Source organism: Collinsella sp. SGI.033 (assembly GCF_050315135.1).
GTDB lineage: Bacteria > Actinomycetota > Coriobacteriia > Coriobacteriales > Coriobacteriaceae > Collinsella.
On record NZ_JBNPOK010000008.1, the window covers coordinates 67,666 to 87,845 of the forward strand.

At 58.9% G+C, this 20,180-nt stretch carries 17 protein-coding genes; 11 read left to right on the forward strand and 6 right to left on the reverse strand.

Annotation, left to right across the window (positions count from 1 at the left end; all coding sequences use genetic code 11):
* Entirely contained in the window at positions 1-3,072 is a 3,072-nt protein-coding gene (locus ACQRC0_RS04120) for a hypothetical protein (protein WP_427727991.1), read from the reverse strand.
* 702 nt (positions 3,073-3,774) lie between these two features.
* On the opposite strand from ACQRC0_RS04120, the gene serC reads away from it, so the two are divergent.
* Positions 3,775-4,899 (forward strand): 3-phosphoserine/phosphohydroxythreonine transaminase, encoded by a 1,125-nt coding sequence (gene serC, locus ACQRC0_RS04125; RefSeq protein ID WP_427727993.1) that lies wholly within the window; start codon positions 3,775-3,777, stop codon positions 4,897-4,899.
* 69 nt (positions 4,900-4,968) lie between these two features.
* Complete coding sequence (locus tag ACQRC0_RS04130) at positions 4,969-6,132, forward strand: phosphoglycerate dehydrogenase (RefSeq protein WP_427727995.1); 1,164 nt, start codon at positions 4,969-4,971, stop codon at positions 6,130-6,132.
* Positions 6,133-6,479: 347 nt separating this feature from the next.
* On the opposite strand, the gene ACQRC0_RS04135 is transcribed toward ACQRC0_RS04130, so the two are convergent.
* A complete protein-coding gene (locus ACQRC0_RS04135; protein ID WP_427727997.1) occupies positions 6,480-7,286 on the reverse strand; it encodes a hypothetical protein in 807 nt (268 codons plus the stop codon).
* Positions 7,287-7,683: 397 nt separating this feature from the next.
* Here ACQRC0_RS04135 and ACQRC0_RS04140 point away from each other — a divergent pair, with 397 nt between their 5' ends.
* Positions 7,684-8,904, forward strand: coding sequence for a M20 family metallopeptidase (locus tag ACQRC0_RS04140; RefSeq protein WP_427727998.1), 1,221 nt, complete (start codon positions 7,684-7,686; stop codon positions 8,902-8,904).
* A 39-nt stretch (positions 8,905-8,943) separates the two neighbouring features.
* Positions 8,944-9,624 (forward strand): DUF1015 family protein, encoded by a 681-nt coding sequence (locus ACQRC0_RS04145; protein ID WP_427728000.1) that lies wholly within the window; start codon positions 8,944-8,946, stop codon positions 9,622-9,624.
* A gap of 127 nt (positions 9,625-9,751) precedes the next feature.
* On the opposite strand, the gene ACQRC0_RS04150 is transcribed toward ACQRC0_RS04145, so the two are convergent.
* The 3 genes from ACQRC0_RS04150 to ACQRC0_RS04160 all read right to left on the reverse strand — a co-directional run bounded on the left by ACQRC0_RS04150 (position 9,752) and on the right by ACQRC0_RS04160 (position 11,699).
* Positions 9,752-10,387: a histidine phosphatase family protein gene (locus tag ACQRC0_RS04150; RefSeq protein WP_427728002.1), complete on the reverse strand. Its 636-nt coding sequence runs from the start codon at positions 10,385-10,387 to the stop codon at positions 9,752-9,754.
* A 17-nt stretch (positions 10,388-10,404) separates the two neighbouring features.
* Entirely contained in the window at positions 10,405-10,947 is a 543-nt protein-coding gene (locus ACQRC0_RS04155) for a histidine phosphatase family protein (RefSeq protein ID WP_427728004.1), read from the reverse strand.
* Positions 10,948-11,027: 80 nt separating this feature from the next.
* Entirely contained in the window at positions 11,028-11,699 is a 672-nt protein-coding gene (locus ACQRC0_RS04160; protein WP_427728007.1) for a nitroreductase family protein, read from the reverse strand.
* Positions 11,700-11,934: 235 nt separating this feature from the next.
* On the opposite strand from ACQRC0_RS04160, the gene ACQRC0_RS04165 reads away from it, so the two are divergent.
* The gene (locus tag ACQRC0_RS04165) at positions 11,935-12,537 is read left to right on the forward strand and encodes an HdeD family acid-resistance protein (protein ID WP_427728010.1); all 603 of its coding nucleotides are present in this window, start codon (positions 11,935-11,937) and stop codon (positions 12,535-12,537) included.
* A complete protein-coding gene (locus ACQRC0_RS04170) occupies positions 12,538-13,020 on the forward strand; it encodes a YaiI/YqxD family protein (protein ID WP_154515742.1) in 483 nt (160 codons plus the stop codon).
* 132 nt (positions 13,021-13,152) lie between these two features.
* Here ACQRC0_RS04170 and ACQRC0_RS04175 read toward each other — a convergent pair whose 3' ends face one another.
* Positions 13,153-14,241, reverse strand: a complete 1,089-nt coding sequence (locus tag ACQRC0_RS04175; protein WP_427728013.1) for a putative manganese transporter — start codon at positions 14,239-14,241, stop codon at positions 13,153-13,155.
* Between the two features lie 171 nt (positions 14,242-14,412).
* Between ACQRC0_RS04175 and ACQRC0_RS04180 the strand changes: the two genes are divergently transcribed.
* The 5 genes from ACQRC0_RS04180 to ACQRC0_RS04200 all read left to right on the forward strand — a co-directional run bounded on the left by ACQRC0_RS04180 (position 14,413) and on the right by ACQRC0_RS04200 (position 20,124).
* Positions 14,413-15,381 carry a 3'-5' exonuclease gene (locus ACQRC0_RS04180; protein WP_427728015.1) on the forward strand — a complete coding sequence of 323 codons (969 nt, stop codon included), beginning with the start codon at positions 14,413-14,415 and terminating at the stop codon, positions 15,379-15,381.
* 429 nt (positions 15,382-15,810) lie between these two features.
* On the forward strand, positions 15,811-17,010 hold the full coding sequence (locus ACQRC0_RS04185) for a hypothetical protein (protein WP_158564868.1): 1,200 nt from the start codon (positions 15,811-15,813) through the stop codon (positions 17,008-17,010).
* Positions 17,011-17,421: 411 nt separating this feature from the next.
* On the forward strand, positions 17,422-17,790 hold the full coding sequence (locus ACQRC0_RS04190; RefSeq protein WP_427728017.1) for an ArsR/SmtB family transcription factor: 369 nt from the start codon (positions 17,422-17,424) through the stop codon (positions 17,788-17,790).
* Positions 17,791-17,853: 63 nt separating this feature from the next.
* The gene (locus ACQRC0_RS04195; RefSeq protein ID WP_117583778.1) at positions 17,854-18,072 is read left to right on the forward strand and encodes a cation transporter; all 219 of its coding nucleotides are present in this window, start codon (positions 17,854-17,856) and stop codon (positions 18,070-18,072) included.
* 99 nt (positions 18,073-18,171) lie between these two features.
* Complete coding sequence (locus ACQRC0_RS04200) at positions 18,172-20,124, forward strand: heavy metal translocating P-type ATPase (RefSeq protein ID WP_427728020.1); 1,953 nt, start codon at positions 18,172-18,174, stop codon at positions 20,122-20,124.
* The last annotated feature ends 56 nt before the right edge of the window (positions 20,125-20,180 follow it).

Sequence of the window (20,180 nt, forward strand, 5' to 3'; positions counted from 1 at the left end):
CTATTTAAGAATGATACTGGTCGCGTATTCTCGCCGAGGGTCTCCAAAGAAGTCGCTCGGTGACATTTCAACTGCGACCTCTCTCTTGTTGCCCAGCTGCCTCACCACGCTTGATGGAAGGGCGACCTCCGCAGAGCCCTTTTCCGCAAAGGCCGTAGCAATCGGCTTTTCGCCTCTTTCCTTATACTTGGAAAGTCCAAAAAACCTGAAATGAATGTCGCATAAGGGCTTGCCTTCGAACCGAAGGACATACCCAAGAGAATCGGCCGGCAATAACTTCCAGCCGTTAATGCCGAGCCCTTCAGCGCAGTCAAGCATTTGAACATCAGTCCAGGCCGGCTTCAGTTCTCCCGTTGACACGTCATCGCCATACCACAGGGACAGCTTCAAGGGAAGGCGGATGGGCGCCTTATTATCAGCTTGTTGTAAGAGACTTGCATGCCTAAAAAGATTGAATCCGTATTCGCCAGGCTGCTTGAGTGCCTTGAAGAAAAGGGGTCTTGAACCGAGTAACGCCAGCACGGCCCTGTTATACCTCCAACCATAGGAGACAATCTTAAAGTTTGCCGCGCTAGGACCGAGCTCTAGCGCATCCGCCAAACAGATTGGACGCTCTTCGGATAGATTCGCTAGTCTATCTGGTATGTCAACATCTATTGCAGCAAGGGCCAGCTTGGCATCAGTTTCTTTGCCACTCCCTTTCGATCGGATGCGAACGCGCAAGAACTCATCCTTCAGGAGAGCCTTCGCTTCATACCGCTCCCACGCATTGAGAGAATCGGGACTGTCGCATTCGCCTGCCATATCAGCCTCTTCACGAATACGCACAACATCAATGGGAAGGCACGCCTGGAAACCATATTCAGCTACAGCACGCCCGTGATCAATGCTGATGGACAGAGGCCTAAATTCTTGTATGGGTACCACTGCGAATCGGTAGCGGAAAACAACCTTACCACCGGCAGATTTCTGCCTCGCCTCTAGGACGCATTCTTCAATATGCCAACTGAATAGACTCGTTTTTGAGAGATTGAGTTCTATTCTTGCAATACCTGAATTTTCAGTATCGTCCTCATATATGGCGCAACGAGGCATCGACACCAGCTCGCCATCGCAGCAGCACATGATGTCCAAGTCTTTTAGGGCGCTCGCGCCATCAAGCGCTTCAATGCTCACAGAGGGCAGGCCGTCGCTGGTATTGAGTTCGTTCGGAACGCACCCATACAAGTCAACGCCGTCGCTCGTTTCTCCGATAATGCGATGCTTATCAACCTTTGCGACATAACGTTCTTGCCAAACGGCAACTTCCTCGCCCGTAAGCTCGTCAACAACCGAACCTGCCGAACCGGGCTCAACGTCGTAGATATAAATCTGGTTATCGTTCCAATCGCCAGAAGCCTCATACTCCGAAACGGCTTTCATGCCTTGCCCGGGAACGATCTTGTATCCGTCTTTAACAATGTATGCGATACGACGCTTTTTCGTTAACCGCTCGTTCTTGCCACGCAAGCGATAGAAGCCCTTAGCGTCCTTTATAAATTCAAAACAACCGGGCTTGTTCCTGCTGAACGACTGGCTCAAAGAGCTAAGCTCGATGTAGTCACCCGCTCGCTCATCTTTCTGCATGAGCTTCAATTCCACGTCGTAACGAGCCCGAGGGTTAACGGCAATACTGACGGCATTCAAAATGCATTTTCCGACACTCATATCGAATTCAGAGCTTGCCTTTAGCTCGCCGTCAACATAATAGTCAATCTTGTCACCAGCAAAATGCAGCGGGAACTGTTGGCGCGGCCAGCGCATGGTCACAACACCCTCAGATAAATCCAGCTGCAAACTGGCAATCGGAAGATAGATCAATCGGTGGGTGCCACTTCTCCGCTCTTGCGTCTCAGCAGCAGCCCTTCCTCCGGTCGCCAAGGGCTGCACACGCTCTTGATTGTCACGAAGGGCCTGCATTGCAGCTTCAGGCAGACCGAAACTAGATAGCATCGTGTAGCGGCTTCCAACCCTATTCGTGTCAACAATTTGCGCCGCCACGCGCATGGACGCCTCAAATAATGGAGCAATGGTTGAATCGGGCGCTTTCTCAAGAATGTTAAGGACTGCCTTTTCGGGAGCATACCGACTCTCAGGGTTCTTTAGCTCCCTAAGAACGGAGCGCCCGTCCATCTCTCCGCCAAAACCTAAACTGCCTTTAGAAACTTCTTTCGCAAGCGGAAGTAATTTCTCCCACAGGTTTGACCAAGAATCTTCCGATAAGCCTCCGTGGAGGAGTGTGGTGTAGAAGTAGTAATTAACTTCCTCATCACGGCCGTACAAAGGCATTCCACGCTCTTCAACATGTTTCATAAAAATATGCTTTACAAGCCCCTGTACGTTACTGTCGAAAATGCCAAGACTCGCGAAGAAATTGCCCCATAAGTTATGATCGTTGAAAACCCTGCGCGCCTTGTCAGCAACATAAACCATAAATGCGTTCGGCAAACACCTATCAATCAGCATCAGAACAATGCGAGGTTTTGTCGGGTAACGTTTTATGAGTTCTTCAAAAGCAGCGCTGAGCTCATCAAGGTCTGCCGAGAATTCCTCAAACGTCTGATAAACCATGACGTTTTCAGACCTTGAGTCAAGGTCGTCAAAGGCACCCCGAGCTCTTTCTTCAAATTCCTCCAACTTTGCCGAAAACAACCCATGCGAGCGTGTGAGCGGAAAATGGCTCAAGTCGTATTCATATTGCTCTATCGAGGACGCTGTCTCGGTATTTGACTCGCGAGGAGATTGGCTTTTCGGCAGGACTTTCACGTTCGTCGTATTCTCGACCATCTTGGGCTGAAGCATGGAGGCCGCGAAGTCGTCGGGGGCCGCACGGTATTTCTTTCGCATCCTTATGATTGAATCGGCATATCTGCTATCAAAACGAGCGTCTATTTCTTTATCGGCAAGAGACAAAAGATCGGGCAAGTAGCAGAAGCCAGCTTTCTGAATTGAACGCTTCAGCCGTACATCATCAAAACTAAGCTCCGAGATGGACGTTTTCTCCAACCTCTCCAAGTAGTTCGATTCGCTCATCAGCATCCCCTATGCCGCGATTGCATTTGATGCCGTCATTTCTGGCCTTTTATTAACACCGGTCTGGCATGACGTGCTTTTAATCATACCGTGAGACACATACGCAACCCAACGAACAAAGCTGTCCAATGGGCCGTTTCTGCAGACGGTCGTTATCATCCGGTGAACAGCGCTTGGAAGTACCTGCTATGGCTCAAGTGTCTTTTATTGCACAACAAAACCGCCGCCAAAATGATTCGATTGTGAACATAGATGCACGGATCTGCCGACCGGGAGTCTAGGTTTTCCCTACGGTCTGTCGCCTTGCCCCAATCCCGCAAGGTGCCCACACGCTATTATCGATATAAATTGAATGGGCAAGCATTACAGGAGGGGCTCTGCGTGCCAATTGAAAAGCAAGTTCCATACTTGCAAAACACTTCTGGCTCGGTAATTGACAACCACCACGAAGCTCATAGGGCTGTCCAGCTCTCCATCGCCCGCGGCTACGCTGACCTCGTAAACGGCCGCGTGCGTCCTTGGAAGCAGGCAAAAGCAGAGGCAGATCGGATGCGAGTCATCAGGTAAAATCACCTCTCCCCCATGTAACCATCCTGTAAATCATAGCGGCGCGGTCGAGTTTTACCGTGATGCGGTCGCGCCTAGCGCTCCACTGTGCTAAAGTATCCCGAACGTTCAAACGACTACGAGGGGAACTAGAAGATGGCACGTGTGCACAACTTCTCAGCTGGCCCGGCCGCGCTGCCTACAAGCGTGCTCGCCGAGATCGCCGACGAGATGATGGACTACCGCGGTTGCGGCATGTCCGTGCTCGAGATGAGCCATCGATCTAGCATGTACCAGCAGATTATCGACGACGCCGAGGCAACCCTGCGCCGCCTGCTGAGCATCCCCGACAACTACCGTGTCCTGTTTTTGCAGGGCGGCGCCACGCTGCAGTTTGCGGGCATCCCCATGAACCTCATGCGCCGCGGCCGCGCCGGCTACGTCGTCACCGGCAACTTCGCCAACAAGGCGTACAAGGAGGCCGCAAAGTACGGCGAGGCCGTGCTGCTCGCGAGCTCCGAGGACACCAATTTCGACCGCATTCCCGCCATGGCCGACGTCAACGCGCGCATTGCCGCCGAGGCCGCGGGCGACGGGCTCGACTACGTCTACATCTGCCAGAACAACACCATCTTTGGCACCATGTACCACGAGCTGCCCGCTTGCGGCGATGTGCCGCTGGTCGCCGATGTCTCGAGCTGCTTTCTGTCGCAGCCGCTCGACGTTGAGCGCTACGGACTCATCTATGCCGGCGCGCAGAAAAACGCCGGTGCCGCGGGCGTGACCGTGGTCATCGTGCGCGACGACCTCATCGCCGATGGCCCCGCCTTTGCGCAGACGCCGCAGTACCTGGACCTTAAGACCCAGGCCGCCAAGGGCTCCATGCTCAACACGCCCAACACCTTTGGCATCTACGTGTGCGGCAAGGTGTTCCGCTGGGTGGAGCAGACCGGCGGACTCGCCGCCATGGCCGAGCGCAACTGGGCCAAGGCCAACCTGCTCTATGACCTGCTCGAGTACAGCGAGCTGTTCCATGGCACCACGCAGGCCGACAGCCGCTCCATCGCCAACGTCACCTTCCGCACCGACGACGCCGATCTCGACGCGGCCTTTGTCGCAGGCGCGGCCGAGCACCAGATTCAAAACGTCAAGGGCCATCGCCTGGTGGGCGGCATGCGCGCGAGCGTCTACAACGCCGTAACCATGGAAGATGTGCAGGCACTGGCCTCGTACATGAAGGACTTCGAAGCGCAGCATAGTTTGAGTCCGCGATCTAACTAGCCCGCAACCCGCGGGCCGACCAGCCACTTCAAACCACTTGTTATAAACAAACCTGCTAAGGAGTTTTTCATGCGCAAGATCAAAACCATCGACGACATAACCAAAGACGGCAAGGTCGAGTTTGGCGAGGGCTACGAGTTTGTGGACACCGCCGAGGAGGCCGACGCCATCCTGATGCGCTCCACCGACCTGCACGGCTACGAGCTGCCCGAGGGCATCCGCGCCATCGCCCGCTGCGGCGCCGGTGTCAACAACATCCCCATCGAGGAGTACGCCAAGAAGGGCGTCGTCGTCTTTAACTCCCCCGGTGCCAACAGCAACGCCGTCAAGGAGCTCGTCCTGGGCATGCTGGTGCTTTCGAGCCGCGGCGTGGTGCAGTCGATGAACTGGGTGCGCGACAACGCCGACGACCCCGAGATTCAGGTCGACGCCGAGAAGGCCAAGAAGGCCTTTGTGGGCCGTGAGCTCAAGGGCAAGCGCATCGGCGTCATCGGTCTGGGCAACGTGGGCTCCAAGGTCGCCAACGCCTGCGTCGACCTGGGCATGGACGTCTACGGCTACGATCCGTTCATTTCCGTCGAGCACGCGTGGGTGCTGAGCCGCGAGGTGCAGCGCGTGGGCACGCTCGAGGACCTCTGCCGCGGCTGCGACTACCTCACCGTGCACGTGCCCAGCAAGGCCGACACCATCGGCATGATCAGTACCGAGCAGATCGACCTGCTGGCCCCGGGCGCCGTGCTCATCAACTATGCGCGCGAGACCATCATTGACGAGGACGCCGTCGACGCAGCCCTGCGCGCGGGCAAGCTGAGCTGGTTTAGCTGCGACTTTGCCACGCCCAAGACCGTCAAGATGCCCAATACGTTTATCACCACGCACTCGGGCGCCGGCACCGGCGAGGCCGAGGCCAACTGCGCCGATATGGCCATCAGCGAGCTCAAGGATTACCTGGAGAACGGCAACATCGCGCACAGCGTCAACTACCCCGCCTGCAGCATGGGCAAGGCGCGCGCCGCAAGCCGCATCGCCTGCCTGCATGCCAACGTGCCCAACATGATCGGCCAGATCACGGCGATCCTGGCCAAGGACAACGCCAACGTGCAGCGTATGACCAACGAGTCCGCCGGCGAGAACGCCTACACCATGTTCGACACCGACGAGCACCTGGACAGCAGCACCATCGAGGCGCTCAAGCAGATTCCTTCGATGTATCGCGTACGTGTGATCAAATAGCGTCGGCGCCAAGCCTGCCAGACAAGCCACGAAGTCTATTCGCCCCCGTTTTAACGAAATGGGGGCGAATTTCGTTGTTCCCGACGGCTGGAAAAGTGCTACCCAGAACAAGTTATTTCGGATAATCGACGGTTAGGCCCAAGTCGCTGAGCACACCTGCTTTGATAAACACCTTTATCAGTGGTTTTAGTAGGTAAAAATCGATCTCTATATGCCAAATTTAAGTTGACTGTCCATTTTCCGAAACAACTTATTCTAGATAGCATTTTTAAAGCCTATTTCAAAGAGCAACTGAAGTCTTTTCGTAACCAAACCCTAGCTCACGCGACCGTTTTCCACCCGCACGGCTACATTCCCGCCCAATCGATAAAAATCTCCTCACGAAGCCGCCGTTCGAGCTCCTGCTGCCGCGGCGTCTTGTCTTTCAACGGCACATCGAGATAGGACATGATGAGTTCCATCACCACGCGGAAGGCATCGGAGTCGACCAGCTGACCATAGGTCATCAGAACGACAGGATATCCCATCGCTTGAAGGGCCGTCGTTCGATCGGAGTCCGAGATCTTGGATTCTATGGATCCGTGAATGGCTTTACTTTGACATTCAACCAGGCACTCTCTGCTGCCGTCCTTATTTGACAGCAAGATATCGGCGTAGCGCCTATCAAGCCCCGAAATCAGGCGGGCGCTGCGCGTCATGCGAATCTCGACGTTATTGGTAAGGCGCAGCCCTTCGCCGCCGCGCAACCTCGTAAGGCCAAACAGCATCGAAGCCTGGACCTCGAGCGGCGATGCCACAACCCCCGTAATGCATTTCGCGGCACGCGTGAACGATTTAGCACCGCGGAGCCCCTGGATCTTATCGACGTACTCGGTTAGTTCAGAGAGCTCAATCAAGGGCGGTCGTTTCCACAGGTCCGTTGGATTCCCCGAGGTATCCTTTACGTTTTCCCAGCCCGACCACGCGTCACCCCACCGGCTCCCATACGCCTGCTCAAGTGCCGACTTTACCTGAGGCGCAATCTTGCACACGGCAAAGGTGCCGCACATCTCATACATGCACATGATCAGGCGCTCGTTTGAGACCGAGGAAGCCAGGGTCAGCAGGGTAAAGAGCGGGGACGCAACATCGAGGCCAAACTCTGTCTGCCGCACAGAATCAAACGGCCTCTCCCCGTTCCAAACGTGCCTGACAATGCGACCGCCCTTACGCCCGCAGCCGCCCCGCGCCAACACGTGTAACGGGGTGCCCAGGAAATACTTGACAAGCGGGTGCTCACAAAGATGCTCCCTGCGCGGATCGTCCACAGAATCAGGCAGGTCCGGCATTATTGCCAAGACCTGTGGAGGTATCCGGTGATACCGAAAGGCAGATATGTCGCACAGCATGTCGTCCATAAAGGCTACGTACCCACCGCGTCGTCTGTAAACCCGCCTGGACGGCAAACGCGATGGCTCGGCCTGCGAACGGTTAATACTGCTACGCACACGTCGCGAATCTTCCAGGTGGCTTACAATCGGTTTTGGAAGCAAACTGATTGTGAGGTTTCGTATGGTTGATGAGAACTTTGCCTGGCGGCTTACGCAGGAGCTCGTGAAGATTGATAGCTCGGACCCGGGCGCCTACGAAGGTGAGATCGAACACTTCATTAAGAGGCTCATTGAACAGCAGCTGGCGCAGCTTGATAGTCCTGCGCTCGATGCCGTGCAGGTTGCAGAGCTCGAAGTACTCCCCGGGCGCCGCAACCTTATGGTCACCGTGCCGGGTGTGAGCGACGAGGCGCGACTCGTCTACATCTGCCATATGGATACCGTCACCCTAGGAGATGGCTGGAACGCGGACACACCGCCACTCGGGGCGACCGTGCGCAACGACAAACTCTATGGCCGCGGTGCCTGCGACATGAAGGGCGGCCTGGCTTGCGCCATTACCGCGCTTGTCCACGCACTCGAGCGCGTGGCGGCGGATGGCGAGCTGCCCCACCGCGGCTTCTCGCTTATTTTCTCGGTCGACGAAGAGGACTTTATGCGCGGCTCCGAGGCCGCCATCGATGCCGGCTGGGTCGGCTCGCGCGAATGGGTGCTGGACACCGAGCCCACCGACGGACAGATTCAGGTGGCGCACAAGGGTCGCACGTGGTTCGAGATCGAGATGACCGGCGTCACGGCGCATGCGAGCCAGCCCTGGAAGGGAGCGGATGCCGTCGCCGCCATGGCCGAAGTCGTATGCTCGCTTCGTCGCGCGTTCGCGGCGCTGCCCGTGCATGATGAGCTGGGGGCTTCGACCATCACGTTTGGACAGATCGAGGGCGGCTACCGCCCCTATGTCGTGCCCGACCACGCCAAGGTCTGGGTCGATATGCGCCTGACGCCGCCGACCGATACGGCCGCCGCGACGCGCATGGTAGAGCAGGCCATCGCCGGCGCCGAAGCCGCAGTCCCCGGTTGCCATGGAAGCTATACCGTGACAGGCGACCGCCCCGCCATCGAGCGCGATCCGGTCTCTCCCCTTCTAGCCGCGCTCAAGCGTGCCGCCGATGACGTGACAGGCGCGGACACGACCGTCGGCTTCTTTACCGGCTACACCGACACTGCCGTCATTGCCGGCAAGACGGGTAACCGCAACTGCATGAGCTATGGCCCAGGCTCGCTCGCGCTCGCCCATAAGCCCAACGAATATGTGCCCCACGCCGACATCGTTCGATGCCAGCGGGTGCTGATCGCGCTCGCCGACAACACGCTCTGGGGCGCGAATAGCCAAGTTGGGGCATAATAAGCCGCGAACAAACCGACTCGCGCGTTAGGACTGTCCATGAAAGCTCTTCCGTTTCCCTGCATCCGCCCAGCTCAGGATTGCGTGCTCGAAGCGCTGCCTGCGATGGACAGCATTCTGAGTGACAACGAAGCCCTGCGCGGTGCGATTGCCGATGGGCTCATGCTCAAGGATCCGGGTGCGGCGTATTACGTGTACGAATGCTCCGGAGAGCCAGGGCGCGTGACGGGCGTTGTGGCAATTTGCCCGGTCGGCGTACTGACGGGCGACGACGCAGCTTCCGCAGATGCGGCCGCAGCCGCCCGTACAATCACCGAGCTCAAGGTGCAGCCGCGCCCCGTGTCGCTCGCCTACGAGGCGTCGCCCGTCATGGATATCATCCTGGGCGCCGCCAAAGAGGGCGCGTCGCTCTACGCCGTCACCGACCCCGCCGGTATTACGCATCGCGTATGGGAAGTCAAGCGCGAGGACGCTGTTGCCGCCATCCGAGCCATGCTCGATCAGGCACCGGAGCCGGAGCCGGCAGACGACCCCGCCTACGCTGCCGCGCTGGCAGGGGCGGCGCAGCTCCTGGCAGACGAGGCCCGCGCAGCCGGCACCTACACGGGCAAAGAGCCGTTCAACTTTACCGTGGCCGTGCTGTTCCCCGCCGCGCAGGTCAGCGGCGGCGCGCCGCAGGTTCCGACGGGTCTGCTCACTCACCAGATCTCACGGTTCTAACGGGGCCTAAACGCCCAGCACAAAGACTCGGCAGCTCAACAAGCAAGGGGCGGGGATACATGCGCATGCATCCCCGCCCCTTTCGCATCAAACAATTACGCCGGCAAACCGCGCCGCAACGCCCGCGCTACCCACGCCGCGGGCCCGCTGCCGCCACGAGCGGCTCTAGCCCCAGCTCACGCGCGTAATCCTCCTGCGTAAAGACTTCGACCAGTTCAAACGTATCGGTTGCATCGTCAAACGCAAAATGCAGAACCGAGCAGTTGCCCGGCACGCGCTCGCGCTCGTCGGCCGCCGCTCCCCTAGAGTGATCCAAAAACTCCTTGATGGCCGAGGCATGGCTCACCGCGAGCACGCACGAATGGTCCGGGCGTCGCATAAGATCGGTCAACGTCGTCACCATGCGCTCGCGTACCTGCATCTGGCCCTCACCGCCAAACTGACGATAAAATTCACGCCACGGACGCTCGGGCATCAGCATCACGCGCTCGGCCTCAAAGTCGCCAAAGAACCACTCGCGCAGGCCATCCAGACGCTCGTAGGCAAGGCCCGGCCACAGGCTGGCGATAGTCTGCTCGGTGCGGTGCAGCGTCGAGGTGTAGGCGTGATCGGGCTCAACGCCACGCGCACGCAAGAACATACCGGCACGCGCCGCCTGCTCGCAGCCCAACTGCGTGAGCGGCGAATCGCTCCATCCCTGAATAATGCGTTTAAGGTTGAATATTGTCTGTCCATGACGGACCAGATACAGATCTTTGTTCATAGGGGTCCTTTCGTTCATTACCAATCAAGGAGCGAAAACGCCCCGTCGCAATAGCCAAAATGAAGCACGGCACCGTTGTCGGGCTGCTCTCCCCCGCCGGTCACGTATCTAAGAAACTCCTGGCAGGCAGAGCCATGAGAGACCGCAAGCACACGATCGTGCTGCGGTCGGGCCATAATACGGGACAGCGCCGCGACCATGCGCGCCCGAAGCTCGCCTTCCGACTCGCCACCAAAGGCCACCGGATAATCGCCCCAGGGCTTCGGCGGCATATCGCGATTTGATGTGCCCTCCAGCGTGCCCAGGCGCCACTCGCGCAAATCATCGACCGGCTCTATGGGAAGATCCTCGCCAACGATCAGCTCGGCCGTGTGGCGCGCCCGACCCAACGGAGACGAATACGCGTGGTCAAAGGAGATGCCGCGCGCCTCAAACGCCGCGCGCGTCGCCAGTGCCTGCTCGCGCCCGCGCTCCGTGAGCGGCGAGTCTTGCCAGCCCTGCAAAATGTTCTGCACGTTAAGCTCGGTCTGCCCATGCCGAACCAAATACAGATTGGACACACGCCCTCCCCTCGCACCACCACAAAGGGGACAGGCACCTTTATGGTGGTTTGCCGCCGGATCGCGCCGCAACGACGCAACTACACCAGCACGTCGGCAAGCGGACGCTTGGGCACGTGATGCACCTGCGCCTCGTCGCGCCAGTAATTAATTGAACCGTCGGGGTTGGAATCGATCGCGTCGATAACCTGGGTCTCGGCCGGCACACCAAAAGCCATGATCAGCTTGAGCTCGTACTTGTCGTTATCGAGCCCCATCGCATCGATCGAGCGGGGCGTAAAGGCCTTGAACATGCAAGCCGCCACCTCGGGCGTTGCGCTGCGCGCGGCGAGCATCATCGTCTGAGCCGCGATGCCCGTGTCGACCTCGGTGATAGGCGCGGCGGGTTTGCCGGGAACGGTGCGCTCGGCAAGAATTGCAATGTAGCCGGTCGGACGCTCGCCCTCGACAGGACCCGGCCAGTCCTTGAGCGCCCCGGCCCATGCAAGCTCGTCAAACACGCGAGCGCAGTCCTCGGCACCGCTCACCACATGAAAACGCAAGCGCTGAGCATTGGCGCCACAGGGGACCAGGTGCGCCAGCTCTGCCAGCTCGAGCAAAAACTCGCGCGGCACGCGCATGGACTCGTCAAAACGGCGGCATGTGCGGGCGCGACGGATCAGCGCATCAAACGCATCCAGGCCAAGCTTTTCGCAACCCTGCTTTGCCATCGACTCGGCGCTCGAAGGCGCCGCGGGAACTGCTTCGTTCATAGGGACCCCCAATAAAAGCCAATTGTTCTTAGGAAAATCTAACCTAAAACGCAGGCAATAACGAACAGAGCTGCAATGTTCTACACCTGTTGAATAGAAAATCGCAACGTGGGGAACAACGGAAATAAATCGGGGCCTTTGGGTTACGTTTCGCCCTTCCCAACCCATATACCAGTACCTTTAGGCGATACTGGTTGTAACGATCGCGGCTTACGCCGCACAGAAAGGAGGCCTCATGGGCATCTTTAAGAATGACGACCAGCAATCGAGTCTGTTTGGATTTGACGAGAAAAGCATGGCAGGCAAGGCGATTAAAGCCGTGCGCTGGATCTACGCCGCCACGGGTGTCATCGCACTCATCGCCGGCATCGCGCTGCTGTTTGCACCCGCTAAGACCCTCGTCTTTTTGACGACCGTACTGGGCTTCTACTTTGTGATCACGGCTGGCGTCAGGCTGTTCACCGCCATTTTTGAGCCGCTGCTGCCCGCCGGCTGGCGCGTCACGAGCATCCTCGCCAACCTGCTCATCATCTTGGGCGGCGTGGTGATCCTGCGCAACCAGGCGCTTTCGACCGCGACGCTCAGCACGCTTGTGGTGGTCGTGGCCGGCTTTGGCTGGATTGTCGAGGGCATCATGTCGATTCTGGAGTCCGAGCTTTCTTCCAACCGCACCCTCGCCATCCTGAGCGGCGCGCTCTCCATCATCGCCGGCGTGTTCGTGTTCATCTATCCGCTGTGGTCGGCAAAGATGCTCGTCATCTTTACCGGCGCTGCACTCCTGGTGTTTGGCGTGACGCTGGTTATTCGCGCTATCCGCTTTGGCAAGCTGGTGCACTAGATGCCGCGAACGCTGTTTATTGATGCCGACGCCTGCCCGGTCACGCGTGAGTCGATCGACTGCGCACGACGGGCGGGTGTTGCCGTGGTTGTCGCCGGCAACAGCACGCAAAACCTGGAGCGGCACATTCGCCGTGACGACCCACGCGATGCCGAGCACGCGCGACGTGGCTTTTGGGTCACAACGCTCGACGTGAGCGTAGGCGCCGATAGCGCCGACTTTGCCATTATCGAGCGTCTGCAGGCAGGCGATGTGGTCGTGACACAGGACATTGGCCTGGCCAGCATGGTGCTCGGTCGCGATGCCGCCGCCATCGGCGTGCGCGGGCGCGTGTACGACAAAGCCACCATCGATATGCAGCTGTTTATTCGTCACGAAGAAAAGAAGGTGCGCCGCGCCGGCGGTCGCACCCGTGGACCGGCAGCCTTCACCAGCGAAGACCGCGCCCGCTTTAAGCGCAACCTCACCGACCTGCTGCGCTAACCAAGGTAGACTTTTGAGACATGCCTAAAAATCTACCTTTTTGTTTTGACGATTGGCGCGCATCCAACGCCGGTCATGGCGGTAGATGTTTGAGGCATGCCCCAGTTTTTACGGAATACCTCAAACATCTACTTAGAGGCCAAAGGCGGAAAGGATAAGGCCCCAGCCGGCGCCGATGACGTACATCATGACCAGGAACACGGCGTTTTCGCGGGCGCTGCGGTTGGTGCGGAACAGCACCAGGTAACCCACGCCGGCAGAAATGAGTGTACCGGCGAGCATCGGTGCCAGCTGCAGCGCGCCTTCCAGATACAGCTGCGTAATGACTACGCTCGCCGAGCAGTTGGGAATGAGGCCGACAAGCGCCGAACCCAGGACGGCGAGCGTCTCGTTGCCGCGCAGGAACTGCTCGATCGCGGACTCGCCGAAGGTCTCGAGCACGGCGACCAGAATCAGCGTCACCAGAAAAATGAATACCGAAACCTGCACGGTGTGCGAAATCGCGCTGCGGATAATCGACAGGACAGGCGCGCCTTTGTGTGAGTGGGAGTGACCGTGGCTGTGGTGGTGTTCGTGCTCGCCCTCGTGTCCGTGGTCGTGGCCATGTCCGTGGTCACGCTCGTCCTCGTCTTCATCGCAACCGCAATGGTCACGCTCGCACAGCTCATGGATGTGGTCGGCGCTCACGCCCGCCTCGGCCACCTCGTCGATGATGTCACCGCCGCTGTGATCGTCATGCGCGCAGTTAACGTGCGCCGGATTGGCAGCGGTTCCCAACACGGTACGGCGGATCGCCGCATGAGCACGGGCGTTGCGACGCAGGCCGCGAATGGCGGCATCCACGATAAAGCCCGTGACCAGCGCGATCAGCGCCTTCGAAGCCAAAAGCATCGCCATAGTCTGCACGGGAACCTGCTCGGCAAGCAGCAGTGGCAGCATCTCGTCGGAGGTCGAGAGAAACACCGCCACCAGGGTGCCCAACGTCACGACGCGACCGGCGTACAGCGTTGCCGCCATCGCCGAAAAGCCACACTGCGGCACCATGCCCAGCAACGAGCCAACCACGGGGCCAGCGGCGCCGGCACGTTTGATGGCGCCGTTGACGCGATCGCCCGCCACATGCTCTAACGTCTCGAGGGCCAGATATGTCACCAACAAGAACGGCACCAGCGAGAGCGTGTCCTTGCCGGCGTCGAGCAAAATATCAATCAGCAAATCCATGACGGATGGAACCTTTCGTGTCTTTCGGCAGCATTGTAAAAGTCCTAGCGGTCAACTAGGGTATTGTAGTTGTCCTAGGCGTGATGCCAATAGTTGCCTGTGGTAAACTATCATCTCGCCACATCTCAATGACCCCGAGCCGCACGACGCGGCCCGTCCAAGGAGCAGTATATGAACGTTTCGCAAGCACTCGAATACGAGCGGCAGCCGTTTATCCCCATGTTCATCTATGGCGATCACGCCGCCATGGAATCCGAGCGTCAAAAAGGCGAAGAGGCCCTCAAGGTGCTCGAGACCGAGTACTTTACCGCCGAGGGCGACCCTGGCTTCGACTTTGCCACCGTGCGCGACCTGGCCGACCGCAACCGCGACCTATGCGACCAGATTGGCGAGGCGCGCCTGCGCAACGTGACGCCCGCGACGCTTTCGCGCGGCCTGTCCGACGCCGATACCTGTGCCGCCATCGGCAAGATGCAAAAGCGAACCGCCGCGTCCGTCATGCGCGAGATCCGCGGCGACCGCGATGCGCTCGGCGTGGCGTACGCCCGCAAGCCCATCCAGGGCACGGTGCTCGGCATCGACATCGAGACCACCGGCCGTGCACCCGAGCGCGGCTACATCATCAACGTGGGCTGGGAGATCATGGAGCTCACCAGCGACGCCGTCCCGCACGACGCCGAGGCACACTACTGCGGCCTGCCCGATATCTACCGCGGCGAAGATGTGCCGCTGTCGAATATCCACCACATCACCTGGGACGACATCGACGGCAAAACGCCCTTCCGCGAGAACAAGGAGCTGCAAAAGCAGCTGCTCAAGCTCATGAAGAAATACCCGTACATGGCGCACAACGCCGCCTTTGAGGACAGCTGGTTCAAGATCCATCTGGACGGCTATGCCGAGGCGCGCCGAGCCGGCAAGATTATCGTCATCGACTCGCGCCAGATCTGCCGCAGCCTGGACGCCGACGTGCGCTCGCTCCCCCGCGAGTCCGCACCCGCCGCGCTCGAGAACTGGGCACGCCGTCGCGGCACCCTCGCGCCCGACGCCAACGAGCAGCACCTGGGCCTCGACGACACCGACCTCATGCTCCGGACGGTGCAGGCCGAGTTCAACCTCAAGAACCTGTTTTCCAAGTAGATTGCCAAGCAGAGGCGCCATTCGCGAGCAATACTTGCCGGACCATAGCGCCCCGCGCAAAAGCGACACGCCGAGGCGCTCCCCTCAAGCGACGCAATACGGGCCGATGTCCAAGCGGATATCGGCCCGTTTTTCGCGCCGTACAACGCGGCCCTCCAGTCCCCGATGTCTAGCCGCCGCATAACCAAGAACTTCATCTGCGCATGTTCAAGCCAAATTGCACATTTTTGTTGACGCCGCCTTTGCATCAAAACGATGCTGACCAGCATCAGTTGTGGAGGTCTGCGTAGCCAGCGAGCTGCGACAATGCTCCAAATAGCATCTTTCTCCATCATTGGCGTCAAGCGCTTGGACAGCTTTTGTTATGCCGCGACATTTTGCCTTGGCATTCATTGCGAACCCCGCCGCCTGGTCTGCCATGCTATCTGTATGAGTATCGTACTTTCACATAACACGGCAAAAGCGGTCTACCAAGCCGCATACTCGGTATCCGCAATTGGCACCGAGCCATGCAGCCCTGCCAAGATCTACGGGGCGCGCCCCAGCAAGGAGCTGCTCGACTCTGCCGCCGACTGGCTCGCCAGGCACAACGTCGCTCTGGATAACGATGCCCCGCTCGATACAACGGTGTTCGAGCGCGCAAACGTGCGCAGCATGACGGGCTGCAAGTGCCATGTATCATCCAAGCGATTCGCGGGCTCGCGCTTTATCAAGCTTGCCGACGACATCTATATTGTCGGCGTCGAACTCTGTGCGCTTCAGGCCGCAACCTATCTTCCCTTTCGAGAACTTGTGGAGTACTACTTCGAACTGTGTGGAGCCTATTCCCTTGGGCACGATGCCTCGACATCCTATACCGAGCGCTTCGCGCTCACCTCGACTTCGAGCCTTAAACATTTCTTTAACTCCCTCATCGACTGCAAGGGCCTCGAACTTGCCCGAAAAGCCATCCAATGCGTGCGGGACGGATGCCGATCGCCGATGGAAACGGCATTTGTCATGATGCTCACGCTACCCAGGCGCGAGGGCGGTCTTGGCATTAGCGAGATCGAGACCGACTACGAAGTAAAGGTCACAGCTGCCGCAAAGAATCTCACGCGGCGCGAAAAGTTCTATATGGATGCATATCTCAAGCGGTCCCGAACCGACATCGAATACAACGGATTTCAGCACGATGCCGAAGAAGACCGCGCCATTGACGAAGAGCGCAAGAACGCGCTGGCGTCCATGGGCTACGGAATCATTACCGTCAGTCGCTATTCCTTTATGCACGCCAGCGCCTTCGCCAGGGTTATGGAGGCAATCCAGCGAAAGGAGGGCATTCGCCCATCGCGCCTGCCCAAAGATTTCGCAATCAAGCAAGAAGAGCTGCGACAATTTGTGCTCAGGAGATTTATCGAGGAAAAGAAGCGTATTGAGGAGCTCCTCCGTCAAGACGCAGCGCAGGGTAATGCACTTGAGCTCGAGCGCGCAGTGCTCGAGGGCATCTCGCTGGACGACCCGACGATCAACAATGTCCCGGCCATCGACGACATGCAAGTCATCGAGCTGGATTGCCCGGAGTTCGCCCAAACAAGCACCTCCACACCCGAAGGCAGGGTGTACGGGGCCAGAACAGAGGCGGACTGACAGGGTGGGTACCCCGGCGACGTGCAAAAACGGGAGTTTTCAGCAGAGCCGAGTATCCGAGGCCGGCCGAATTGCCCCATTTTGCACCGAAGCCGCTGTTTTCGATGTAAGTTAGGCAACAGCTGGGGAATATCTATTGCCATTTGCACTCCAGTAAAGCCCTGTGGCGGCAAACGACGCCGTATCATGCAATAAATAACCCCTCGTCGATGCTGAAAACTCCCGTTTTTGCACGTCGCTAGGGTACCCACGTTGGCATCGGCGGCCTTATCAGCACCAACCAATGCCCTTAGCCGCCTCTGGGGCCAATCGACAGCAAAAAATTTCGCAAATTATATTGACATATGAACATGCGCTCATATACTCGGAAGTAAGTTATATGAGCACATGTTCATATGAAAGGATATTGCAATGAGCGAACACGCCGATGAAATAAGGACCGATATCGACACCACCATCGTGCCCGACACCCCCACCACTTGCGCGCCCGAGGACCTTCCCGACGAGGAGCTGCTGTACGACCTTGCCGACTTGTTCAAGGTTTTCAGCGACACCACGCGTATCAAGATCCTCTACGCTCTCATGGTCCGCGAGCTCTGCGTGGCAGACATCGCCGAAGCGACTGCGACTTCGCAGTCCGCGGTGTCGCACCAGCTGCGCACGCTCAAACAGTCGCACCTGGTTAAATTCCGGCGCGACGGGCGCAACATCCTCTACTCGCTCGCCGACGATCATGTCTACACCATGCTCAACCAAGGCATGAGCCACATCTGCGAATAGCGACCAACCACGGTACCAGCGCGGCCTGCACCCAAGCCGCAAATACAGGGAAAGGAACCCATCATGAAAAAGCAGTTCAAGCTCGACGAGATCGACTGCGCCAACTGCGCGCGTGAGCTTCAGGACGAACTCGCCAAGCTCGAGGGCGTTAAATCCGTTTCGGTCAACTTTATGACTCAGAAGCTGACGCTCGAAGCCGACGACGCTGAGTTCGACGAGGTCCTTGATCGCGTCGTGGAGTTCACCGCCGACGCTGAGCCGGACTGCGAGATCATTCTCTAGCCTGCGCATACGCTGATACGCAAGGCCGCGCTTGTCGCGGCCTTTGTCGCGATGTTATATGAGCAGGTGTTCATACATTCAAATGGGAGGATACGAGTCATGGCCACCGCCGACCCCAAGAAGAAAAAGAAGAAGCGCAAGAAAAAAGAGTCACTCGAGCATAAACGCAACCGCATCCTGGTAGCGCTGGGTATTTTTGTCGTGGTGTACGCCCTCGATGAGCTCGGCGCCCTCACCGCCGCATTCGGCACCCCAGGCAACATCTACGCCAGCTTTGTGCTGTTCCTCGTGCCGTTTTTGATTGCCGGCTACGACGTGCTCCAAAAGGCATTCAATAACATCCGCCGCGGCAAGGCGTTCGACGAGAGCTTTCTCATGGCCGTCGCGACAATCGGCGCGTTTGCCATGGTGCTCTTCCCCGATACCGACCCGCACATGGCCGAAGGCGCCGCCGTTATGTTGTTCTACCAGGTCGGCGAGCTGTTCCAGGCCTACGCCGTGGGCAAGAGCCGCAAGTCGATCAGCGCCATGATGGACATCGCGCCCGATTACGCCAACGTTGAGCAGGCTGACGGCACGCTCGAGCAGGTCTTTCCCGATGACATCGCCGTCGGCACCGTCATTGTCATCAAGCCCGGCGAGCGCGTGCCCATCGACGGCGTTATCGTCGAGGGCGTAACCCAGCTCGACACCGCCGCCCTCACCGGCGAGTCGGTCCCCCGTACCGCCAAGACCGGCGACGATATCATCAGCGGCTGCATCAACATGACGGGTCTTATCCGCGTGCGCACCACCAAACCCTTTGGCGAGTCCACCGTCGCGCGCGTCCTGGAGCTCGTGGAGAATGCCAGCGAAAAGAAGGCGCGCACCGAAAACTTCATCACACGGTTCGCCCGCGTCTACACGCCCGCCGTCACCGGCGCGGCAGCGGTGCTCGCGCTCGGCGGCGGCCTGGTGACCGGTGCTTGGTCCGATTGGATCCTGCGCGGCCTGACCTTCCTCGTCGTCAGCTGCCCGTGCGCACTCGTAATTAGCGTGCCGCTGAGCTTCTTTGGCGGCGTCGGCGGCGCGTCCAAGCTGGGAGTTCTCATCAAAGGCTCCAACTACCTCGAGGCGCTCGCCGATGTGGATACCGTCGTCTTCGACAAAACCGGCACGCTCACCAACGGCACGTTCTCGGTCGTCGCGGTGCACCCCGAGGGCGGCTATACCGAGCAATCGCTGCTTGAAGTCGCAGCCCTCGCCGAGTCGTTCTCCGACCATCCCATCGCGCAGTCGGTGCGCGCCGCCTTCCAGGGCCAACTCGACCCCAAGCGTGTATGCGACTCCGCCAACGACGCGGGCCATGGCGTGACGGCGAACATCGACGGCAGGCACGTCGTCGTCGGCAATGCCAAGATGCTCGCCGCGTCCGGCGTTGAAACACCGGACTGTGAGGTCGTCGGCACTATCCTCCATGTGCTGGTCGATGACGTCTATGCCGGTCACATCGTAATTGCCGACACCGTCAAAGCCGATGCCGAGCAAACGATTCGCGAGCTGCACGCCGCCGGCGTCAAGCGCACCGTCATGCTCACGGGAGACCGCGAGGAAGTGGCCGCCGCCGTGGCCAATCAGCTGGGAGTCGATGAGTTCCACGCGCAGCTTCTGCCAGGAGACAAGGTCGAGCGCGTCGAGGTATTGCTGGCGACCGAATCGGGCAAGGGCAAGCTCGCCTTTGTGGGCGACGGTATCAACGATGCGCCCGTGCTCACCCGCGCAGACGTGGGCATTGCCATGGGCGCCATGGGCTCCGACGCCGCAATCGAGGCAGCGGACGTTGTGCTGATGGACGACAAGCCGTCCAACATTTCCCGCGCGATCCGCGTGGCTCGCAAGACCATGACGATTGTTTGGCAGAACATCATCTTTGCGCTGGGCATTAAGTTGCTGATTCTGGTGCTCGCGGCGCTCGGCATTGCCAACATGTGGCTCGCCGTCTTTGGCGACGTAGGCGTGGCGATCATCGCCATCCTGAACGCCATGCGCGCGATGGGTGTCAAGAACCTGTAGCATGCGTGGCTGTCCGGCCGGGCGACGCGGCACACAACGCGCAAGGGGCGTCCCCA

Bases quoted from the DNA above. Each gene is read 5' to 3' on its own strand.
- ACQRC0_RS04185 (WP_158564868.1), top strand. From the start codon at position 15,811: ATGAGTATCGTACTTTCACATAACACGGCAAAAGCGGTCTACCAAGCC.
- ACQRC0_RS04160 (WP_427728007.1), bottom strand. From the start codon at position 11,699: ATGAACGAAGCAGTTCCCGCGGCGCCTTCGAGCGCCGAGTCGATGGCA.
- ACQRC0_RS04195 (WP_117583778.1), top strand. From the start codon at position 17,854: ATGAAAAAGCAGTTCAAGCTCGACGAGATCGACTGCGCCAACTGCGCG.
- ACQRC0_RS04130 (WP_427727995.1), top strand. From the start codon at position 4,969: ATGCGCAAGATCAAAACCATCGACGACATAACCAAAGACGGCAAGGTC.
- ACQRC0_RS04200 (WP_427728020.1), top strand. From the start codon at position 18,172: ATGGCCACCGCCGACCCCAAGAAGAAAAAGAAGAAGCGCAAGAAAAAA.
- ACQRC0_RS04175 (WP_427728013.1), bottom strand. From the start codon at position 14,241: ATGGATTTGCTGATTGATATTTTGCTCGACGCCGGCAAGGACACGCTC.
- ACQRC0_RS04140 (WP_427727998.1), top strand. From the start codon at position 7,684: ATGGTTGATGAGAACTTTGCCTGGCGGCTTACGCAGGAGCTCGTGAAG.
- ACQRC0_RS04145 (WP_427728000.1), top strand. From the start codon at position 8,944: ATGAAAGCTCTTCCGTTTCCCTGCATCCGCCCAGCTCAGGATTGCGTG.
- ACQRC0_RS04120 (WP_427727991.1), bottom strand. From the start codon at position 3,072: ATGAGCGAATCGAACTACTTGGAGAGGTTGGAGAAAACGTCCATCTCG.
- ACQRC0_RS04165 (WP_427728010.1), top strand. From the start codon at position 11,935: ATGGGCATCTTTAAGAATGACGACCAGCAATCGAGTCTGTTTGGATTT.
- ACQRC0_RS04190 (WP_427728017.1), top strand. From the start codon at position 17,422: ATGAGCGAACACGCCGATGAAATAAGGACCGATATCGACACCACCATC.
- ACQRC0_RS04170 (WP_154515742.1), top strand. From the start codon at position 12,538: ATGCCGCGAACGCTGTTTATTGATGCCGACGCCTGCCCGGTCACGCGT.
- ACQRC0_RS04180 (WP_427728015.1), top strand. From the start codon at position 14,413: ATGAACGTTTCGCAAGCACTCGAATACGAGCGGCAGCCGTTTATCCCC.
- serC (WP_427727993.1), top strand. From the start codon at position 3,775: ATGGCACGTGTGCACAACTTCTCAGCTGGCCCGGCCGCGCTGCCTACA.
- ACQRC0_RS04150 (WP_427728002.1), bottom strand. From the start codon at position 10,387: ATGAACAAAGATCTGTATCTGGTCCGTCATGGACAGACAATATTCAAC.